This window comes from Bacteroidota bacterium (genome assembly GCA_016183775.1).
GTDB lineage: Bacteria > Bacteroidota > Bacteroidia > JABDFU01 > JABDFU01 > JABDFU01.
The window spans coordinates 51,862-71,384 of sequence record JACPDY010000144.1; the positions used below are offsets into that span (position 1 = coordinate 51,862).

14 protein-coding genes and 1 pseudogene are annotated in these 19,523 nt (G+C 40.0%); 8 read left to right on the top strand and 7 right to left on the bottom strand.

The window, feature by feature from the left end; all coding sequences use genetic code 11:
• Positions 1–32: 32 nt before the first annotated feature.
• Both HYU69_16140 and HYU69_16145 read right to left on the bottom strand, forming a co-directional pair.
• Positions 33–3,134 (bottom strand): amidohydrolase family protein, encoded by a 3,102-nt coding sequence (locus HYU69_16140; GenBank protein ID MBI2271873.1) that lies wholly within the window; start codon positions 3,132–3,134, stop codon positions 33–35.
• A gap of 94 nt (positions 3,135–3,228) precedes the next feature.
• Positions 3,229–4,209, bottom strand: coding sequence for a hypothetical protein (locus tag HYU69_16145; protein ID MBI2271874.1), 981 nt, complete (start codon positions 4,207–4,209; stop codon positions 3,229–3,231).
• A 320-nt stretch (positions 4,210–4,529) separates the two neighbouring features.
• Here HYU69_16145 and HYU69_16150 point away from each other — a divergent pair.
• From HYU69_16150 to HYU69_16160, 3 genes and pseudogenes are all read left to right on the top strand, one after another.
• Positions 4,530–6,313: pseudogene (locus HYU69_16150) on the top strand (2-oxoacid:acceptor oxidoreductase subunit alpha).
• A 79-nt stretch (positions 6,314–6,392) separates the two neighbouring features.
• The gene (locus HYU69_16155) at positions 6,393–7,418 is read left to right on the top strand and encodes a 2-oxoacid:ferredoxin oxidoreductase subunit beta (GenBank protein MBI2271875.1); all 1,026 of its coding nucleotides are present in this window, start codon (positions 6,393–6,395) and stop codon (positions 7,416–7,418) included.
• A 164-nt stretch (positions 7,419–7,582) separates the two neighbouring features.
• Positions 7,583–8,167 carry a hypothetical protein gene (locus tag HYU69_16160; protein ID MBI2271876.1) on the top strand — a complete coding sequence of 195 codons (585 nt, stop codon included), beginning with the start codon at positions 7,583–7,585 and terminating at the stop codon, positions 8,165–8,167.
• Between the two features lie 77 nt (positions 8,168–8,244).
• Here the strand turns inward: HYU69_16160 and nadE are convergent, their stop codons facing one another.
• Both nadE and HYU69_16170 read right to left on the bottom strand, forming a co-directional pair.
• Positions 8,245–9,024 carry an NAD(+) synthase gene (gene nadE / locus HYU69_16165; protein MBI2271877.1) on the bottom strand — a complete coding sequence of 260 codons (780 nt, stop codon included), beginning with the start codon at positions 9,022–9,024 and terminating at the stop codon, positions 8,245–8,247.
• Between the two features lie 68 nt (positions 9,025–9,092).
• Positions 9,093–9,791 (bottom strand): PorT family protein, encoded by a 699-nt coding sequence (locus tag HYU69_16170; GenBank protein MBI2271878.1) that lies wholly within the window; start codon positions 9,789–9,791, stop codon positions 9,093–9,095.
• Positions 9,792–9,861: 70 nt separating this feature from the next.
• Between HYU69_16170 and HYU69_16175 the strand changes: the two genes are divergently transcribed.
• The 4 genes from HYU69_16175 (at position 9,862) to HYU69_16190 (ending at position 13,911) form a co-directional block, all read left to right on the top strand.
• A complete protein-coding gene (locus tag HYU69_16175; GenBank protein ID MBI2271879.1) occupies positions 9,862–10,965 on the top strand; it encodes a hypothetical protein in 1,104 nt (367 codons plus the stop codon).
• The gene (locus tag HYU69_16180; GenBank protein MBI2271880.1) at positions 10,919–11,656 is read left to right on the top strand and encodes a ComF family protein; all 738 of its coding nucleotides are present in this window, start codon (positions 10,919–10,921) and stop codon (positions 11,654–11,656) included. The genes HYU69_16175 and HYU69_16180 overlap by 47 nt, the downstream gene beginning before the upstream one ends.
• Positions 11,657–11,737: 81 nt before the next feature.
• Positions 11,738–12,220 carry a GAF domain-containing protein gene (locus HYU69_16185; GenBank protein ID MBI2271881.1) on the top strand — a complete coding sequence of 161 codons (483 nt, stop codon included), beginning with the start codon at positions 11,738–11,740 and terminating at the stop codon, positions 12,218–12,220.
• Between the two features lie 17 nt (positions 12,221–12,237).
• Complete coding sequence (locus HYU69_16190) at positions 12,238–13,911, top strand: Ig-like domain-containing protein (GenBank protein ID MBI2271882.1); 1,674 nt, start codon at positions 12,238–12,240, stop codon at positions 13,909–13,911.
• Between the two features lie 53 nt (positions 13,912–13,964).
• On the opposite strand, the gene HYU69_16195 is transcribed toward HYU69_16190, so the two are convergent.
• The 3 genes from HYU69_16195 to HYU69_16205 are packed head-to-tail and all read right to left on the bottom strand — an operon-like array spanning position 13,965 to position 18,621.
• The gene (locus HYU69_16195; GenBank protein ID MBI2271883.1) at positions 13,965–16,565 is read right to left on the bottom strand and encodes a carboxypeptidase-like regulatory domain-containing protein; all 2,601 of its coding nucleotides are present in this window, start codon (positions 16,563–16,565) and stop codon (positions 13,965–13,967) included.
• 31 nt (positions 16,566–16,596) lie between these two features.
• Complete coding sequence (locus HYU69_16200; protein MBI2271884.1) at positions 16,597–17,424, bottom strand: amidohydrolase; 828 nt, start codon at positions 17,422–17,424, stop codon at positions 16,597–16,599.
• 39 nt (positions 17,425–17,463) lie between these two features.
• The gene (locus tag HYU69_16205) at positions 17,464–18,621 is read right to left on the bottom strand and encodes a methionine aminotransferase (protein MBI2271885.1); all 1,158 of its coding nucleotides are present in this window, start codon (positions 18,619–18,621) and stop codon (positions 17,464–17,466) included.
• A 310-nt stretch (positions 18,622–18,931) separates the two neighbouring features.
• On the opposite strand from HYU69_16205, the gene HYU69_16210 reads away from it, so the two are divergent.
• The gene (locus tag HYU69_16210) at positions 18,932–19,453 is read left to right on the top strand and encodes a peptidylprolyl isomerase (protein MBI2271886.1); all 522 of its coding nucleotides are present in this window, start codon (positions 18,932–18,934) and stop codon (positions 19,451–19,453) included.
• Positions 19,454–19,523: the final 70 nt, after the last annotated feature.

A 19,523-nucleotide genomic window follows, 5' to 3' on the forward strand; every position in this document is an offset into this window, starting at 1 on the left:
ACTGATTACCGATCACTGATCACCGGTTACTACTAATAACTCTCCTCCTCCTCAAAATCATCACAATGTTTCATCTTTTGCTGTTTCGATTCAGCCCTCTGCGTTTTTTCGCCATTCTTTTTAGCGGCTATCATTTTCTGAATCAAACGCGTCCTTTCTTTCTGCATATCATCGCGCAGTTTTTTATCCTTATCGATGTCATAATAAATTATACCATCAATAATTGTTTTCTCCGCTTTTGTATTTACCGACAATGGGTTGTCTGACCACAGAACCACGTCGGCATCATACCCGACTTTTACATAACCCACTTTTTTATCAAGATGAAGTAACTTAGCAGGATTAAGTGTACACAACTTAAGTGCATCCTCTTCACTTAGTCCTCCATACTTAATTGCTTTTGCCGATTCCTGATTAAGACGTCTGCCCATTTCGGCATCATCGGAATTAATGGCCGTAACAATACCCATTTTACTTAGTATAGCCGCGTTATAAGGTATGGCATCCTTCACTTCCATTTTATAGGCCCACCAGTCGGCAAAGGTCGATCCGCCCGCGCCATGTGCTTTCATTTTATCCGCCACTTTGTATCCTTCCAGGATGTGTGTGAATGTGTTTACTTTGAAACCCATGGAGTCGGCCACATGCATCAGCATATTTATCTCCGACTGAACGTAGGAATGACAGGTGACAAAACGCTTTTTATTTAATATTTCCAGTATGGCATCCAATTCAATGTCTTTTCTTGGCGGTTGTGTCAGAGTTTTTTCATTTTTTGACAGGGCATTGTATTTTTTTATGCGTTCATCATATTCTTTCGCACGTGTAAATACATCATAATATACCTGTTCAACACCCATGCGTGTTTGGGGAAAGCGGGTATTGAATCCATCGCCCCAGTTCGATTGTTTTACATTTTCGCCGAGGGCAAATTTGATAAACCCATCTGCATTTTCGATTTTCATTTTTTCCGGTGATTGTCCCCAGCGTAATTTTATTAACGCCGACTGACCGCCAACGGGATTAGCCGAACCATGGAGTAACTGGCTGGCGGTTACTCCACCAGCAAGCTGACGGTAAATATTTATATCGTCACTGTTGACGACATCTCCAATGCGTACTTCTGCAGTCACGGACTGTGCAGCTTCATTCACATTTCCCGAAACGGCAATGTGCGAGTGTTCATCAATGATTCCCGCTGTTAAGTGCTTGCCTGTACCATCTATCTCCACAGCATTTGCTGTTTTCAGAGGTTTGATCGCATCGTCAATGGCCACAATATGTCCGCTATTGATGTACACATCTTTGTTTTTTAAAACGCCCGTACTGTCATTGGTCCATACGGTAACATTTTTTATTAATATGGCATGCTGGCGTTCCCTGAGCTGCTGCGCAAACGTTCTGTCTTTATCTGGTTCGCCGTAAGCGCAAAACGGATAATACACTTCGCCGATTGTTGGTTTTTCTTTTTGGGCAGTATCTTTTTTAGCAGGTTCCTTTAGATCTGATTTATATGTTGCCGTCCAATCTACCCATTCACCCGTATTCAGTTCCCCGCGACCGCGGAGTATAATGCGCCCTTCAGGAGAGAGCCCGCCTGTAAAAAATTTCTTTTCATCAATAACTCCGCTCAGGCGTATAGTTTCTTTCTGTGATCCGGGAATAAAAGAGATGGATATTGCATTATGATCTGCTTTAATAATAGCAGTTGTTTTATTTGTATCATTAGCGGCAGACAGTATTCCTTTAAAGTCACCGGGCTCACCTTTTATTTTCATTGAATATTGTTTATCAGGCCCTACTTTAAGATCATAATTACCATTCAGGTCCGTAACATTATAATCGTTGATAATATATTGGTTTCCTTTTATCCAATTTTCGTGAATCTTTGTTTTGGCATCGAACAGGTTTCCTGAAGTAATGATAAAGCCGGCAAGCATGCCTTTTTTCAATCGCCCCGCTTTTGCAGATATACCAAGCATTTCGGCGGGCGTTACTGTTAAGGCTTTTAACGCCTGTTTTTCCGAGAGTCCATGATCGATCGCTTTGCGAAGATTCTTCCAGAAGTCGTTTTTATCTTTCAGGTCGGCAGCAGTCAATGCAAACTCAATAGATTTCTTTTCAAAGAATGAAGGATTGGCGGGAGCCATTTCCCAATGTTTCAGTTCTTCCATTGAAATATTCATGGCATCATATGGGTCATCTACATTGTAGGCGTTAGGGAAATTGAGCGGCAGAATAAAGCGGCAATGGGTTTCCTTAATATCTTCCAGTCGTTGGTATTCATCACCGGCACCTTTAATTATGTATTGCGTACTAAACTCCTTACCGATCTTCGCCGCGCGCAGGGCCGATAGTTTATCTTTTACCTCAAAGAATTGCGGCAATGCAAGTAATTTATTCCAGGCATCAAGGGAAGCGTTGAACTCTGTCTTTTTCTGATTTTCTTTATACCATTGTGCATCCAGGTAAGTCTGTCGTATCAGTGCAATACTACCCATCAGCGATGAGGGATATTGCTGGGAAGAACTTCCTTTGTCAAACGAATAACAGGCTGCAGCTTTATCTACGATCACCGATTCATTTTCATTCTCTTCGCCCAGTCCTACTATAGCTGCGGAGCCTCGTGCAATGCCGTCTTTTTGCAACGTCAATACAATGCCGAAACCAAGTTTGCGGTATTCTTCAGCAGCTTTTTTATCATGCACAAAAGAACGGAAAGCGTCAAACTCCGCTTTGATAGCCTGGTTCCAATTATAAGCGCCTTTGGTAGAGCTTTCATATTGAGGAGGCTGAGATCTGTTTCTTGCCGCTTTTTTAACTTCCGGTAAACCGTAACCTGTGTAAATATCTATCAATGAAGGGTAAATATTTTTCCCTTTTAAGTCGTAAGTGAGGGTGCCTTTTGGCAAAGTAACTTTGTCACCGACTTCAACTATTTCGCCATCTTTAATCAGTAATGTTCCATTTTCGATAATAGTTTCAAAATCGGTATATATCCTGGCGTTGGTGAATGCATAATAGTTATGGTTTTTGTTGAATACTCCGTTCACCGGAAATGTTTCCTGTGCTGTAATGTAATGTATAAGCGTCCCAAAAACGCAAAAGAGAAAAACTTTTCGGAGTTGTTGCATTGTGAATACGTTGAATAAATCTGGTTGTTACCGCAAAGGATTAAATGTACACAGGTTTATTGAAATCTGGAAAAGGCGGGTGAATTATTTCCAATTACTGATCTCTCAGCATAGAATGCCGGGATGGCTCCCTGTTGCTTACCCTCGGTTTGCTTAACCAATAAGGAGTTCTGAATATATAGCCGATATTAAAGCCGCCTGTAAAAGCCATTGGAAAATCTTCTCCAAAAAAGGTATGACTGTACCTGCGTGGGTCCCAATCGTAATAATTTGGGATCGGGGTGCCCGAGAAGCTGGTGGCTTTATCCTCCATGCCATAGCCTACACCCATATACCATCCTACGGTTATAAAATTTCCGAAAATAAATTGCCGGCCGTATTGTATATCAAGAGCGAGGCCAAGGTAGTTGTTATGTACGCCAACAGAGCTTGTCGTGTTATTTCCATTAAAATTACTTTGATACGCTGAATGGTCTGTAGAAAGACTATATATAATAGTTTCAATTTTAAAGTACCTGCCTTTTAACGGATGAGCATATCTTGCGCCTTCTATTTCAATATCGGAGGAGTTGCCAAGCAAAAACTTAGGGCCGGTACGGACAAATACACCTTTAGGATGATAATTCATATAACTATCTGAGGCACCAACGCCGGGGCCGACAATGCCTAATCCAGCCTCCCAGTTAAATCCCGGCCTGATCATCCATTCATAACTAAAGGCAAGGTGATGGCTAAGGGGCGAAAAAAAATTAAATTTTATGGAACTTGTTTTATCAATGATTGCACTGTTACTTACACTCATCGGATCGTCCTTAAATTCATTTACGGAAATCAGTTTATCCGCTTTCCCTTCAATTTTCAACGACTTAACTTCTTTTTTGCTGATCACAACTGTAGGGCCATCGGGTGCGTCGAAGTATTTGAACTTTATTTCTGTAGTGCCAATCTCTATTATTTTAGCCTTTATCTGCTCGTTATCTTTTTTGATAATAATATCCTGAGCAATGCTATGACTAACTGATATCAATAAGCAGGTTATTGATGTCGTTATAAAGTGGTTTCTCGATTTTCCCATTGGTAATAATACCTTAAAATTGATCGGTTATAATTTAGCCAGTAAATATATACCTATTTTTGTTTATATACCGGCTCGGTAAATATGTAGAGAAAAAACCTGGTAACTCTGCCGGAATAACTTTGTAATTGGAAATTTATTGCATATACTTAATTAACAAGGTTTCATAAAGTGCGGGTATTGACCCAGATTTTGCATAGGGCCATTGGGCGAGTTTATTTATAGAATGGGCTTCAGTAGGGGCGGCCCAAACAGAATATTTGCCCTGTTTCATAAAAATGAGTACCTTTGTCCCACTAACTCTATAAAGTATATAGACTTTGAAAAATGTAGAAGTTAAAAAAGATGTAGTTATTCTTTTTGCCGGTGATTCAGGTGATGGAATACAACTTACAGGGGCGCAGTTTACTGCCACTAATGCTCTCTTTGGCAATGATGTAAGCACATTTCCGAATTTTCCGGCGGAGATACGTGCTCCGCAAGGTACTCTGCCCGGAGTTTCCGGGTTTCAGTTGCGTTTTGGAAGTGTCGAAATTTATACTCCCGGCGATATAAGTGATGTGTTGGTGGTCATGAATGCCGCGGCCTTGAAAGCGAATTTGAAACAGTTGAAGACAGGCGGAACGATCATCGCCAATACAGATGGATTTGATCCTAAAAATCTGGGGCTCGCCAAATATCCTGCGGGAGTCAATCCTTTGAAGGATGGCTCGCTTGATAAATATTCTGTTATTGAAATTGATGTGACCAAACTAACACGCAATGCGCTGTCAGGTTGCGGCTTGGGGACAAAAGAAACCGACAGGTCGAAGAATATGTTTGTATTGGGTTTTATTTGCTGGATGTATAACCGTAATCTAGACCATTCGATCGATTTTATTAAAGAACAATTTAAGAAGCGTCCTGAACTTATTGATGCCAACCTGAAGGTGTTGAATGCCGGTTTCAGTTATGGGAGTACCGGAACATTACCGGTAACCAGGCAGCTGCACTGGGTTTGATCGCGGCTGCGCAAAAATCAGGACTAACCTTGTTTTATGGATCGTATCCGATAACACCGGCTTCCGATATACTACATGAATTATCGAAACATAAAAATTTTGGTGTAAAAACGTTCCAGGCTGAAGATGAAATAGCAGCGGTTACTTCGGCCATAGGCGCCTCTTTCGGGGGTAGCCTTGGTGTTACTGCTTCCTCCGGCCCTGGTATTGCATTGAAAACTGAAGCCATTGGGTTGGCATTGATGCTTGAACTTCCTCTTGTTATTTGTAATGTACAGCGCGGTGGACCAAGCACAGGTTTACCTACTAAAACAGAACAGGCAGATCTGCTACAGGCTATTTATGGCCGTAATGGAGAGGCTCCTGTTCCGGTTATCGCGGCGAGTACTCCTTCAGATTGTTTTGATACGGTTTATGAAGCTTGCCGCATAGCTATAGAGCATATGACCCCTGTGTTTTTTCTGAGTGATGGTTATATAGCAAATGGCGCTGAACCATGGGAATTTCCCAAAGCAGCTGAACTCCCTGCGATCACTGTTCAGTTCGCGACAAATGATATGAAAGAGGGGGAGAAATTTTTGCCATATAAACGGAATGAAAAATTAGCCCGCAAGTGGGCCATCCCCGGAACAAAAGGCCTGGAACATCGTATTGGCGGAATCGAGAAGGAGAATGAAACCGGGAATATTTCGTACGATCCCGAAAACCATGAGTTCATGGTAAAGTTGCGTGCTGAACGGGTTGAAAAAATTGCTGATTTTATTCCCCTTCAGAAAATAGATAATGGAAAAGAAAAAGGGAAATTACTTGTCATTGGCTGGGGTTCTACTTATGGCGCGGTTAAAACAGCGGTGAAAGAAGCTATAGCTGAAGGTTACGAAGTATCGCATGTGCATTTGAAATATCTGAATCCATTGCCTAAAAATCTGGGAAGTATTATAAAGCAGTTTGAGAAAGTAGTGATGCCTGAAATGAATAACGGTCAGCTGATAAAAATAATTCGCGATAAATTTTTAGTGAACGCACAGGGGTTGAATAAAATTAAAGGAATGCCGTTCACTACAGGAGAGGTTAAAAGTAAAATAATTGAAATGTTAAAATAGTTGTTGGTTGTCAGTTGTCGGTTATTGTTTTTTGATACAACCGGACAACTAACAACTAACAACCGACAACTGACAACAAATGACGACTGCAACAGAAATAAAACTTACCCCAAAAGATTTCACGACCGACCAGGAAGTGCGCTGGTGCCCGGGTTGTGGTGATTATTCTATTTTAAAACAGGTTCAAACGGTTTTACCCGAACTGGGTCTGAAGCGTGAAAATATTGTATTTATTTCGGGCATCGGATGTTCATCACGTTTGCCATATTATATGGAGACGTTCGGTATGCACAGCATTCATGGCCGGGCAACAGCAATTGCCAGCGGATTGAAGGCGACCCGCCCCGAATTGAGCGTATGGATCGTAACAGGTGATGGCGATTCTTTATCAATTGGTGGCAACCATTTAATCCATTTGCTTCGCCGAAATTTTGATGTGAATATACTTTTGTTCAATAACGAGATATATGGATTAACAAAAGGGCAATATTCTCCGGCATCGCCTGAAGGTCTTGTTACCAAATCAACACCGTATGGTTCAATTGATCATCCTTTCAATCCTCTTGCATTGTGCTTAGGTGCTGATGCCACATTTGTGGCACGCTCCATGGATCGTGATCCCGTTCATTTGCGTGAAATATTGAAACGATCGCACGCGCATAGGGGTTCGTCATTGGTTGAGATCTACCAGAACTGCAATGTGTTCAATGATGGCGCGTTTGAAATATTCACGGAGAAAACGACAAAGAAAATAAATACGATTTTTGTTGAACATGGAAAACCGCTGTTGTTTGGTGAAAATAGTTCTAAAGGAATCAAGCTGGATGGGTTTTCACCTGTAATAGTTGATATGAATGCTCATTCGCCTAACGATCTGTGGATACATGATGAACAGGATTATAATAAAGCCACACTTTTAACACGTTTCTTTGATGATCATTCAAAATCGGGCGCATTGCCGCGTGTATTTGGCGTGCTTTATGTCAATGACCGCCCTACTTATGAGAGCTTATTGAATCAGCAAATACAGCAGGCAGTTGATGCCAGGGGCAAGGGCGACCTGGATGCATTGCTTCGCGGCAGAAGTACGTGGAAAATAAGTTAATCCCCCTCCGCGATGCTGCGGGGGACGAGAAAGGTAGGTTTAATTCCTCGAGGCTTGCTACAAAATTTGAGTTCTGAGGCAAATATCATTGTGCCATTGTGATTGAAAAATTTATAGCTTTGTTTGTATATATCTGATAAAAGTCAAACTAACAAACACATAAAATGAAACAATTTTTCAATACCATCATGATTTTTGCAACAGCAAGTATCTTGTTTGTTTCCTGCAGCAGGGAGTCCGGCATATCCTTAACAAAGCGCCATTACCGAAGCGGCTATTATGTGGAACGAAATCATAGTAGCCATGTTGGAGTAGAAGCGCGGGAAACCGGGAAGTCCAGTGATAAAAAAGTTGAAGTGCCTGTAAGTATATCAACATTGATGCCCGGGCAGGAGAGCTCCGGAAAGGTCATTGCTTCAGAAAACAAAGCAGGAATTACTAAAGCTAAAAATGTAAAAGAACTTGTTCGTTCGATCAGGCCATCTTCAATTAAATCAGAAGATCAGGCTCCGATTGATAATGCAATTACGGGAGGCTCTGTAGAGAGAAAAAATATGTTTTTTGAAAAGAAGGAGATTATGGCTAGTGGTTCAGCAATAGGTCACAGCTTAGTGTGGATCATTATAGTAGTATTGTTAATATTATGGGGACTTTCCCTATTAAGCGGGGCTGGCGGCGGTGGCTTACTTTGGCTGCTATTGGTTATTGCATTAGTATTACTGATCTTAAGGTTACTGGGGATTTTGTAAAAGGTACTTTACCTATTGAATTGATAATTATAAGCCGGCTTCTGATAAAACAGAGGCCGGCTTTTTTTGAGAAGGGGTTATCTTAATTCTTTTGGAATAATGCACACCGGTATAGGTTGCATTTTATGTTGGTTAGCTTTATTCAGTCGGGAATAAATATCCAGTACAGTTTGTTCCCGTTTCGAAAGTTTACTGAGATCGCCGGGTTTTTCTGAGAATTTCATTGCCTGTTCCAATTCATCATATGTGGCGCCAATCTGGTCTTCATCGCTGCGTCCGTCGGCCCATAGGCCATCCGTAGGCTTCGCGGTTAATATTGAATTCACAACAGCCAATTCTTTACAAAGCGCGTATACTTCCGATTTCATAAGGTCGGCAATAGGACTAATGTCAACACCCCCATCACCGTATTTAGTGAAAAACCCCACGCCAAAATCTTCCACTTTATTACCTGTTCCTGCCACCAGCATTTTTTTATTGCATGAGAAGGCATATAGTGTCAGCATACGCAGGCGTGCGCGTGTATTGGCCATTGTAAGCCAGTCTTGTATGTTTTGTGGAAATGTTGCTTCAATGGAACTGAATATGCCTGTGAGGTCAATTGCGTGTGAGGACACATTCGGATAATTTTTACTAAGCCACTCGATGTGTTCTACGCCCCTGTAATATTCGGCTTTATGCTGACGAATGGGCATATTCAAACAAATGACCTGCTTTCCGGTTTTTGCACATAGGGTGGAGGTGAGTGCCGAATCAATACCGCCTGAAATGCCTATTACAAATCCGTTTGTTTTCGATCGTTCGGAATAAGTCTTTAGCCAGTTAACAATATGGTCTATGGCCTCTTTATTCTTCATGTGTTAAAATTACGAAATAAAAAATCCCGACCAGATGAGCCGGGATTTTTCGTGAATAGAAAATATTTCTAGAACAAAACGCCTACAGTAAATGTCACACCCTTTGATTTAAGCGATGGAAGTTCTTTTCCGTTCGAATCTTCCTTCTTTAGTAAAGGAGTAAACCCATTATCGAAAGTGGCCCCTGCAACTATAGAGGTGCTTCCAGCGATGTTAAATTCAAGTCCGAGTCCGATAAGCAATGATTCACGTAAAGGGAATATGTTGTCCTTTTTAGTATCAGAACCTGTGGTAACGGTAGTTCCGATGGTAGTGGTCCATGAGTTTTTAACGCTCAGTGCAAACCCGGTACCTAAACCAAACTGGCCAAAATATTTTATCATTCCTATTTCCTTGGTTTTCATTTTCAAAAAAAGAGGTATTTGGAGATATTGGATATTGAAATTTGAAGCGCTGGTGCCTGTAAGCGTTCCGGCTTTAATATCTGTTATACTTTTAGCTCCCGCCGCAACCATATCAACACCTGTAACAAGGTAGTAGTTGTCAGTCAGCCCGAATTCAAGCATAGCGCCATATCCAAATCCAAATCTTGTACCATCATTTTTAGTAGAATCTTCGGTGGAGCTCAGCCAGTATACACCAGGAACGACTTTTAAACCAAAATGAATGTTTTTTTGAGCAGTCATTTGATTTCCAATAGTTATTGCCAATAAAACTGCTAATGCAAGTTTTACAATTTTGTTAATTTTTGTATTTGATCGGTTCATGGGTTTAATTTTATAATTTTGAGACAATTAACATTAAATTATAAGCAATAATAAGCATTTTTTGTACATAATGACAAAGCGCTGTTTACTTATTTTTTTATACCAACTTGTCATTAAGTCTCATAAAATAAAATGGTGGCTTGATGGCGTAGTTGGTAGCATGCCCCGCAGAAATGGCTTTTTTGCTGTCGTCTGGGCATTTATTCCTTTACTTGTGGCTTGTTCGGGAAACAGGTTGGATGTGGATGTTTCAGAGATTAAGGTCGAAGAGCTGAAGATCGACAGATTAGAAGAGGATCTCTTTAACGCTAAAATTTCCGGTGCCGGGTTGAAGTTACAGTTAGAAAAGAAATATGGTGATTTTTATTTGAGTTTTCAGAATGTGGTCAGCGGTGGTGCTGTGCCTGATTCTGCGGCTATAAACTCATTAGGCATGTTCGTGCGTGATTCAGCAATGAAAGAGGCATATAACGAATGCAAAAAAAAATATCCCGACCTCAGCTGGCTTAAAAACGACCTGACCGAAGTATACAGACATTTTAATTATCATTTCCCGAAATACAGATTGCCGCGTGTTGTAACGTATATGTCAGGGTTCAATTTTTCGATATTAAGGGTAGATTCAACTATCGGTATCGCTTTGGAAATGTATTTGGGTAATAATAATAAATTCTATCAAATGCTGCAGTTTCCAAAGTATAAGACAATGACCATGGAAAAGGAATACATGGTATCGGATTTTGCTCGCGGCTGGATGACGACTGAGTTTCCGAAAAATGGAAGTGGAAAAGATCTTCTGAATGAGATTATTTATAATGGAAAGCTCTTGTATCTCGTTGACGCATTGTTGCCGGAGCTAAATGATACAGTCAAAATGGGCTACACCCAAAAACAGCTCGAGTGGTGCGAACAAAATGAATACAATATGTGGGCTTATTTTGTGCAGAAAAAAGTCTTATATATCTCTAATCCGGGTGAAATAATTAAATATACCGGTGAAGGCCCTTTTACTTCAGCATTCAATAAAGAATCTCCGGCACGTGTTGGCACCTGGATAGGTTGGCATATCGTTCGGGCATATATGAATAATCATCCTGAAGTGTCACTCGAAGAATTGATGAAAGATAATGACGCACAAAAGCTTCTTACACGATCTAAATATAAACCCAGGTAAGTTTATAATGATCCGCGATTTTATTTCTCTTGTTTTTCCTACACTGTGTGCCGCTTGCGGCGAAGGGCTTTATAAAGGAGAAGAGGATATCTGTACGAAGTGCTTATTTGATCTGCCTAAAACAAATTATCACTTGAATCATGATAATCCTGTGGCGCGTTTGCTTTGGGGCAGAGTAAATGTATTGAAGGCCGCTTCGTACTACCGGTTTGCTAAAGGAGGTAAGGTTTCGGAGATGATCCACAGGTTCAAATATAAAGGACAAAAGAATATAGGAATAACGATCGGGAAGCAATTTGCCCATGAACTTAAGGAGACAGACTGGTTGAATGGAATTGATGCGATTGTGCCGGTCCCACTTCATAAAGCTAAATTGAAAAAAAGAGGATATAACCAAAGTGAATATTTTGCGATCGGTATTTCCACGGTGTCGGATATTCCGGTTCTGAGCAATGTGTTGTTGCGAACTACGGCATCCGAAACACAAACGAGGCGATCGCGTTACCTGCGTTGGAAAAATGTGGAATCAATCTTTAAAGTGGATAGAATTGAACAGATAAGGGGAAAAAGTATTTTATTGGTTGACGATGTAGTAACTACAGGTGCAACTATTGAGGCCTGTGCACAACGCATTTTGGAAATTCCGGACACAAAAGTAAGCGTAGCGACAATGGCTTATGCTACATTATAAGGATCTCCCGTTATAACTAAAACCATTAACTTTACAGGGTGCCCAGGTAATGAGCGCAATAATATATATTAACGCAGATCAATGGCCGAATCAATTACAATAGTTGGGGGAAATAAACAAGAGAAGTATTCGTCGCTTATACCCCAGATAAAAGCGCTTGTAGAAGGAGAGACTGATATTGTTGCCAACTTGTCAAATATTATGGCTGCCTTAAAGCAAGGGCTGGGCTTTTTATGGGTAGGAGTCTATTTTGTAAAAGGAAATGAGTTGGTTTTGGGTCCGTTCCAGGGGCCGGTGGCGTGTACGCGAATTAAGCCGGGAAAAGGTGTTTGCGGAACTGCATGGAAGGAGAAGCAAATATTGATCGTTCCTGATGTGGATCAGTTTCCCGGTCACATTGCGTGCAGCGGCGATTCAAGATCCGAGATCGTGCTGCCCGCAATGAATAAAAGTGGTGAAGTTCTAATGGTTTTGGATGTGGATAGTGATCAGTTGAATGATTTTGATGAAACTGATAAAATGTATTTGCAGGAAGTGGTTACGATAATAGAACGAATTATTTGATGTGCAAATGTGCGGATATGCAGATTAAAAAAAGATGTAATAGGGTAAAGCAACGCTATTTGAATATTTCTGAATATAAATCTGCACATCTGCTTATATGCATATTATTATTTTCCTGTGCCCAGATTGTAAATCCTGGTGGAGGGGCTGTAGATCGTACACCGCCCAAAGCGTTAAAGTACCTGCCCGATAGCGCCGCTCTCAATTTCAGATCGAAACAGGTTCGCATTCTGTTCAATGAGTACATACAATTAAAGGATGTTAATAATCAATTGATCATCTCTCCGCCCCTTAGGCATCAGCCGGAAGTTAAAGTGAAAAACAAGGAGCTGGTTGTTGATATTGAAGATACCCTTGCCGCCAATACCACATACGCTTTTAATTTTGGAAGCTCTATTGCAGATATTACCGAAGGCAATGCAATAGATAATTTTCAGTATGTGTTTTCGACCGGACCTTTTATCGATTCCTTAATGTTATCCGGAACTGTTAAGGATGCCTTTACGCTTGGGCCTGAAAAAGGTGTATTGGTAATGATATACAATACGTTTGAGGACTCTGTCCCGCTTAAAAAATTACCGAACCACTTTGCCAAAACGAAAGAGGATGGATCGTTTCGCATCAATAATATCCGTGCAGGTAAGTATAAAGTGTTCGCGTTGAAAGATGCCAATGCCAATTATTTGTATGACAGCCAGGAAGAAAGCATTGCTTTTTTGGACACACTGGTTGATATGAAAAAAAACGTAAGTGTTAATTTGTTTTTATTCAAAGAGGTTCCGAAAAGGCAATTTATTAAACGCGCAGCAGCCATTGAGTTTGGACATATTCAGATCATTTTCAATAAACCGGTTTTAGATCTGCAACTCACACCTGTAAATTTTGTTCCAAAGAATTCAGATTGGAAAATTGAAGAGTTCAGCAAAACAAAAGATACACTTGATCTTTGGTTGCCCGATTTTGAAAGGGATTCCATTCGTTTAATTGTAAGTGATGATAAGAAGGTGTTGGATACATTGGAAATAGCTATACCTCCGAAGGTAAATAAGGGTAAGGGTAATAAATTTCAGTTAACATATACAACAAATTTGGGCAGCAATTTGTTTGATTTGAATAAGTCGGTAATATTAACATTTAATCATCCATTGAAAGGGGCTATAGATCAGTCTATTGTTGCCTTATCCGAGGACTCTGTTAAACAGTCGTCGGTTTTTTTGTTGGGAGGTTATAATTCCAGAAAGATAGAATTGAAATTAAGCTATATGTCTCCATGGAAGGAAAATTCAGAATATAAAATATTAATATTGCCGGGTAAAATCACAGATTTATTTGGATTAAAGAATGATTCCATATTAATTAAATTCAAAACCCAGGAACTAAAAAATTATGGTACAATTAAGCTTAGTATTGGGTTAGGGCATTCAATTAAGAAATACATTCTTAATATGATTAATGATAAGGGAAATCTCATTGACAAATACACTTTATCAGGGGATAGTAGTGAAGTGTATTTTCGGTATTTAACACCTGGAAATTACAGACTAAAACTAATTTATAATACAATTGAAAATGATGGTTGGGATACAGGTAATTACCTGTATCATCAACAACCCGAAAAGGTGATCTATTCCAGCCCAATTACCATCCGTTCCAACTGGGATTTGGAGCAAGTATGGGAGATTAAAGAATAATTTGTGTTATCCTGAGCGAAGCGAAGGATGACACGAATGGTCTGAAAATTTAATTAATTCCTACTGCTAATACGCGTTGAAAACCCGATTCTGAATCCAAGGGATTGATATTGAAAACCGGCAAATGACGAAACTACTTCCAGTCTGAGGCCTCGAAAGATCTGATCAATACCGTACCCCAGTTCCATATAATTTTTTGAGGTAGGGGTATAGAGGTAATTTACTATCAGGTCTTCTTTTAGCCCGATCATCCGGGGTAACATAAATTGTGTAATAAGTAATTTGGCAGGCTGAAGGTGTAAAAATGCTTCTGCGAAATTATTTTGGGTTGAGTATTTGTAATAGTCAAGCATATGATAGCCTGCTGTGTTTTGTTGTATATAGGTTAAATTGCCCATGAAATGCTTATAGTCCATAAAATACATTCTGTTGTTGTTCAAAAACTTTCCCAGATTTATTTCCATGTTAACTGTCCCTCGTGCTGCCATTTTGTATCGATAACTGGCGCCAATTTCCACGAGATCGAAGTCGACACTGCTATTTAATATTCCCTCAAAACCTTTTTGGTAACTGAGTTTGATCTCGGGTGCAGGCGCGCGTGAGGCTTTTCTTACGCCGTTATTTATGTAGTATTTTTTCCATACATAATATTTTAAGGACACACCTGCAATAAATGCCTGGTTAGCAGTGAAGTCAGTATTCCGGAGTTCATTATTTGCCGGTGAATTGGATGAATATGAATATTCTTTCCAATCAATGAAAGTAATTGCCGATCGTGAATTGCTCAGCATATATCGGTTAGCCAGTTCGCCGTTTGCAGAAAGAAATAATTTGTCACTTAATTTTTGAGATAATTCTAATCTGTAATATTCTTTTTCATATAATTTCATAAAGTTGCTTTCAAAAAGAAGTGTGGCAGTTCCGTTTACGAAGTAACTGATGGGGTTAGAGGAATTAAACTGGCTGACGTACCTTCCTGCTTCAGCTATAATACTTCCCGAATTTTTGTCCATTCCGTATTGAAAGGAAATTGTTGCTTTGCCGGTGAAAAGTCCTCTTGCCGATGAGTACCTGGCCATAGGAGAGAGGGTGAGCATATTTTTAGTCCTGAATTTCTTCCTGTAGATCAAACCTGATGTGCAATTGAATTCTTCAACGGTATTGTAATTGACCGATGTAAAAGGCAGCACCCATGCTATTGAACTTGTTGAATCTATTCTGAATTTGAATTCCTCCGGATTTACAGTAAACATTTTTTTATTTTTCCGGATCGAATCACTTTTTACTTTTTTCTCAATTGAGATCAGGCTGTCTTTTACCTCATAGCTTTTCACTTCTTTTTCTGAAAGTGGAATGGCGCGTTCTGCTTCCCAATAAGAGCTGTCCCGTTTGTATGCCAATGAGTCAATAATTAATGACCTTTCAGAAACAATTTCAGGTGATTCTGATCGCTTTGCTTCTTCCTTTTCGTATATTTTCATCAGCTTCTGCATATCCTTGCGTGTGAATTTTTTTTCACTTTGCAGTAGATTCTCCAATTCTTTCTGATCTTTTGATTTCACATGGGTGGTTTCATTCAGTTTTTCTTTTTCTGTTTTTTCATCAATTATTTCCGCGGGAATCCGAAGTGATTCATTGAGTTTTATTTTGTAGTTCTTCGATACTACCTGGTATTTCGCATCGAATCTGAATCCCAGGTAATTTCCATACACAACATAGCTTTGGGTTAAAGGCATCCACACTTTATCCTGTATTTCGTTATATAATTGAGTAATTACAAAAGTGATCCCTTCGTGAGTGACGGCAAGATTTATGCTGTGAATGCTCCATAGGTTATCTAATATGTATATGTGTCCTTCAAATACATCATCGCCTTTTGATCGGGGTGTAACTTTTATTTTATTTATCTGGTGATTGCCTTCGTAATAAGAGCCTTCCAGTCTGAAGCTATAGTAAGAAAATGCACGTGGTGATAGCGGAGATATGGCAGAGCCGATGGCTGGTTCATAAAAACTTCCATTCACGTATCGTTCAGGACTGGGGACTTTTTCAGTTTGGTTGGAACTCACAGAAAGAACTTTTTCTTTATATGTATTGGGTTGTTTAAAAGTTATCTCACTTACATTCTCGGTTAAATATATTTTGCCTGTATCGAGGTCGTTTTCTTTATCAAATTTTTTAACGATCCATTGAAATGGAATATGTTTAAGTTTAAAAAAACCCTTTATATATGCTTTGGCCGAATATTCCTGTACCTGGTATTTGTAAAACTTGGCCATTGAAATGGCTTTGCGCATGATGGAGTAGGCCGGGTCTTCATCCTTCAAACCTACTCTCGCTTCTCCCAGGGTATATGATGTTGCCGTCAGAATGATGTTAAGATCAACCCATTCATTCGAAACTTTTACCGTTTGTTTTTCGGTTTTGTAACCTAAGCACTGTATCACCAGTTGGTATTCGCCGGGGTTAAGTTTAATTTCAAATTTTGCATCGGAATTGCTTGAGGTGCCCGACTTTGTATCCACCACATAAATTCCTGCAAACGGAAGAGCTTCACCTTTTTCAGTAAGTATGGTGCCTCTTATTCCGCCGGTCTGGGCGATCAGGCTAGTAGCAAAAAATGTAAAGGTTACTAATAGCGGGAATATTTTCATTAAAAGGATTGTTCATCAACAACAATATTCACTATAACTGAATGCTATAATTATCCGCATCCAACCCGACCGGAAATGTTTTTCTGAACTCTTCCAACTCCGCGTAATTCAAGCTTATAGTTTCTACCGACTCTTCATTTGCTCTTGTTTTGCTCAGCGTTTCTCCTTTGAAGTTAATTATTGCCGAGTCGCCGGAGTGAGTTATGTCATTTCCGTCAGCTCCTATTCTGTTCAGCCCGGTTACGTATGCCTGGTTTTCAATGGCGCGGGCAATGAGCAATGATCTCCATGGATGGGACCTGCGTTCCGGCCAGTTAGCTATATACAATAGAACATCATAATCGGCCAGTAAGCTGGAATTTTTGGGGTCGGTAGTGGGTATTTTTTTCTCCCATTTGTTCCTGCTCCAAACCGGAAACCGAAGGTCGTAACAGATCAAAGGACAGATTCTCCAGCCATTCAACTCTGTAATGATACGTTTGTTACCGGATGTAAAATAATTGTCCTCTTTGGCCATGCGGAACAAGTGGCGTTTGTCGTATGTTTCAAAAGTTCCATTGGGTCTCATCCATATTAAGCGGTTGTAGTACCTGCCATTTTCTCTGATGATGAGACTGCCGGTTAAAACGCATTTTTTTTCTTTACTGAGTTGCGACATCCATTGCATGGTTTTTTCATTCATTTGCTCGGCAACGGATCCGGTGTTCATGGTGAACCCGGTATTGAACATTTCAGGCAGCACAATGAGGTCGGTTTGTTCTGTGAGGGCAGCAATTTTTTGTGAGAACATTTCGAGATTTTTGTCGATATTTTCCCAGTACAGATGGCTTTGAATAATTGTGATGCTCAGGTTTTTCATGACCCCTCTCTGACTCTCCCAAAAAGGGGAGAGGACAATTTAAATTTTATTTAAAATTATTGCAGCTTTTTCCAATGTTTCATCTTTTTTGGCGAAACAAAAACGAAGCATTTTATTATCTACGGGTTTATGATAAAATACAGAAATAGGTATTGAGGCGATGCCCGATTCTTTGATCAGACGAATTGCATATTCTGTATCTTGTTCCTTTGTGATGTCACTATAATCGAGTAATTGGAAATAAGTGCCAATAGCAGGCTTGAATTTAAAACGTGAACCTTTTATCATGTCAATGAACTGATCACGTTTTTTTTGATAAAAATTTCCAAGTTCGGAATAGTTCTCTTTTTTCTTCAAAAATTCCGCTAAAGCATATTGAACCGGCGTGTTAACAGTAAACACAAGGAACTGGTGCACTTTGCGAAACTCAGCCATCAGATTTTTAGGTGCAACACAGTAGCCCACTTTCCACCCGGTTACATGAAATGTTTTTCCGAAAGACGAAATAATAAAGCTGCGCTCAGCCAGGTGAGGGAAGCGTGCGGCGCTTTGATGCAGTTGTCCGTCAAAAAGAATGTGTTCGTAAACTTCATCGCTGATTATAACTGTGTCCGATCCCTTCACAATTTTTTCGAGTTGCTTCATGTCGTCAACACTTAAAACACTGCCTGTGGGATTATGAGGGGTATTAATAATTATCATTCGTGTGCGATGATTGAAAACTTTCTGCAATTCATTCCAATCAATGCTGTAGTCGGGTGCTTTTAGCTGTAAATAAACCGTTTTGCCTCCCGCCACTTCAATGGCCGGTTGATAACAATCGTAAGCCGGCTCAAAAATAATTACTTCATCATCCTCCCGTATAATAGCCGCTATCGCTGTATAAATTGCCTGTGTTGCGCCCGCGGTAACAGTAATTTCTGTTTCGGGATCATATTTAGTTCCATAAATTTTTTCCGTTTTTTGTGCGATGATTTCACGTAATGCAGGGAGTCCGGGCATTGGCGCGTATTGGTTATTCCCTTTCAGCATAGCCTCATTTACAAGCCTTACAAGTTCTTCTGAACATGAAAAATCGGGGAAGCCCTGGGATAAATTAATCGCATTGTGTTCGGCAGCCATTTTCGACATCACAGTAAAAATAGTTGTACCTACCTTTGGCAGCTTGGAATGTATGGTTCCCGGGAATAGTGGCATAGCTCAAATTTAAGGCTTTATTTCGAGTTCGAACCTATATGATTTTTTCAATGAAACTATAAGCAAATAATACAAAAATCATATATGGTTCTTTCTGACCGTAAGGATTTTTGACTTTTACAGAAAAAAATTAAAATAATACCGCTTCTGTATCTGTAATAGTCCGATGTTCAGCCCCAGGTGGATGTTGGCCTGCCTGCCGGCAGGTAACAGCTACTATTGCGGTGAATACAACCATTTTTTTTGAGCAATTTTTTTAAGGTAAGGGTATAAATAGTACCTTCGAAAGCTAAATTTAAACCATTTTCTCATGATCATTGAACTAAATAAAGTGGTAAGTGTGAATTACAATCTCACTTCCAAAAAAGCCGGGCAAACCGAAGAAGTTTTCGTTGAAAAAACAAATACTGCAAACCCTTTTGTATTTATGTTCGGCGTTGGTGGATTAATTGAAGGATTTGAAAATAGCCTTAGGGGTAAAAAGGTGGGTGACAAGTTTGATTTTCATATTGCCCCTGCCGATGGATATGGCGAACATAATTTAGAGAACATTGTTAATATTCCAATAAGCGCATTTCATGACGATAAAGGCAAGGTGGACCATGAAATGGTAAAAGTTGGTAAAACATTACCAATGACTGATAACCAGGGAAACCGCATGAGCGGAACCGTACACGAGGTAACGGGAGAGCACGTTCGCATGGATTTTAATCATCCATTAGCCGGACAGGAGCTTCATTTTGTTGGAGAAGTATTGGCTATCCGCAATGCCACAGCCGAAGAAGTAGCACATGGCCACGCACATGGACCGGATGGACACCATCATCATTAAAAAAGGTTTCAAGTTTCAGGTTTCAAGTTGTTTTTGGGCAAACTCAATCTGAAACCTGGAACCAGCAACC

What these genes read in the sequence shown, in the direction of transcription:
- HYU69_16180 (MBI2271880.1), top strand. Translation starts at nt 10,919, where the DNA reads ATGACGCACAAAAGCTTCTTACACGATCTAAATATAAACCCAGGTAAG.
- nadE (MBI2271877.1), bottom strand. Translation starts at nt 9,024, where the DNA reads ATGAAGAATAAAGAGGCCATAGACCATATTGTTAACTGGCTAAAGACT.
- HYU69_16185 (MBI2271881.1), top strand. Translation starts at nt 11,738, where the DNA reads ATGGCCGAATCAATTACAATAGTTGGGGGAAATAAACAAGAGAAGTAT.
- HYU69_16140 (MBI2271873.1), bottom strand. Translation starts at nt 3,134, where the DNA reads ATGCAACAACTCCGAAAAGTTTTTCTCTTTTGCGTTTTTGGGACGCTT.
- HYU69_16175 (MBI2271879.1), top strand. Translation starts at nt 9,862, where the DNA reads ATGACAAAGCGCTGTTTACTTATTTTTTTATACCAACTTGTCATTAAG.
- HYU69_16170 (MBI2271878.1), bottom strand. Translation starts at nt 9,791, where the DNA reads ATGAACCGATCAAATACAAAAATTAACAAAATTGTAAAACTTGCATTA.
- HYU69_16190 (MBI2271882.1), top strand. Translation starts at nt 12,238, where the DNA reads ATGCAGATTAAAAAAAGATGTAATAGGGTAAAGCAACGCTATTTGAAT.
- HYU69_16205 (MBI2271885.1), bottom strand. Translation starts at nt 18,621, where the DNA reads ATGCCACTATTCCCGGGAACCATACATTCCAAGCTGCCAAAGGTAGGT.
- HYU69_16160 (MBI2271876.1), top strand. Translation starts at nt 7,583, where the DNA reads ATGAAACAATTTTTCAATACCATCATGATTTTTGCAACAGCAAGTATC.
- HYU69_16210 (MBI2271886.1), top strand. Translation starts at nt 18,932, where the DNA reads ATGATCATTGAACTAAATAAAGTGGTAAGTGTGAATTACAATCTCACT.
- HYU69_16145 (MBI2271874.1), bottom strand. Translation starts at nt 4,209, where the DNA reads ATGGGAAAATCGAGAAACCACTTTATAACGACATCAATAACCTGCTTA.
- HYU69_16200 (MBI2271884.1), bottom strand. Translation starts at nt 17,424, where the DNA reads ATGAAAAACCTGAGCATCACAATTATTCAAAGCCATCTGTACTGGGAA.
- HYU69_16155 (MBI2271875.1), top strand. Translation starts at nt 6,393, where the DNA reads ATGACGACTGCAACAGAAATAAAACTTACCCCAAAAGATTTCACGACC.
- HYU69_16195 (MBI2271883.1), bottom strand. Translation starts at nt 16,565, where the DNA reads ATGAAAATATTCCCGCTATTAGTAACCTTTACATTTTTTGCTACTAGC.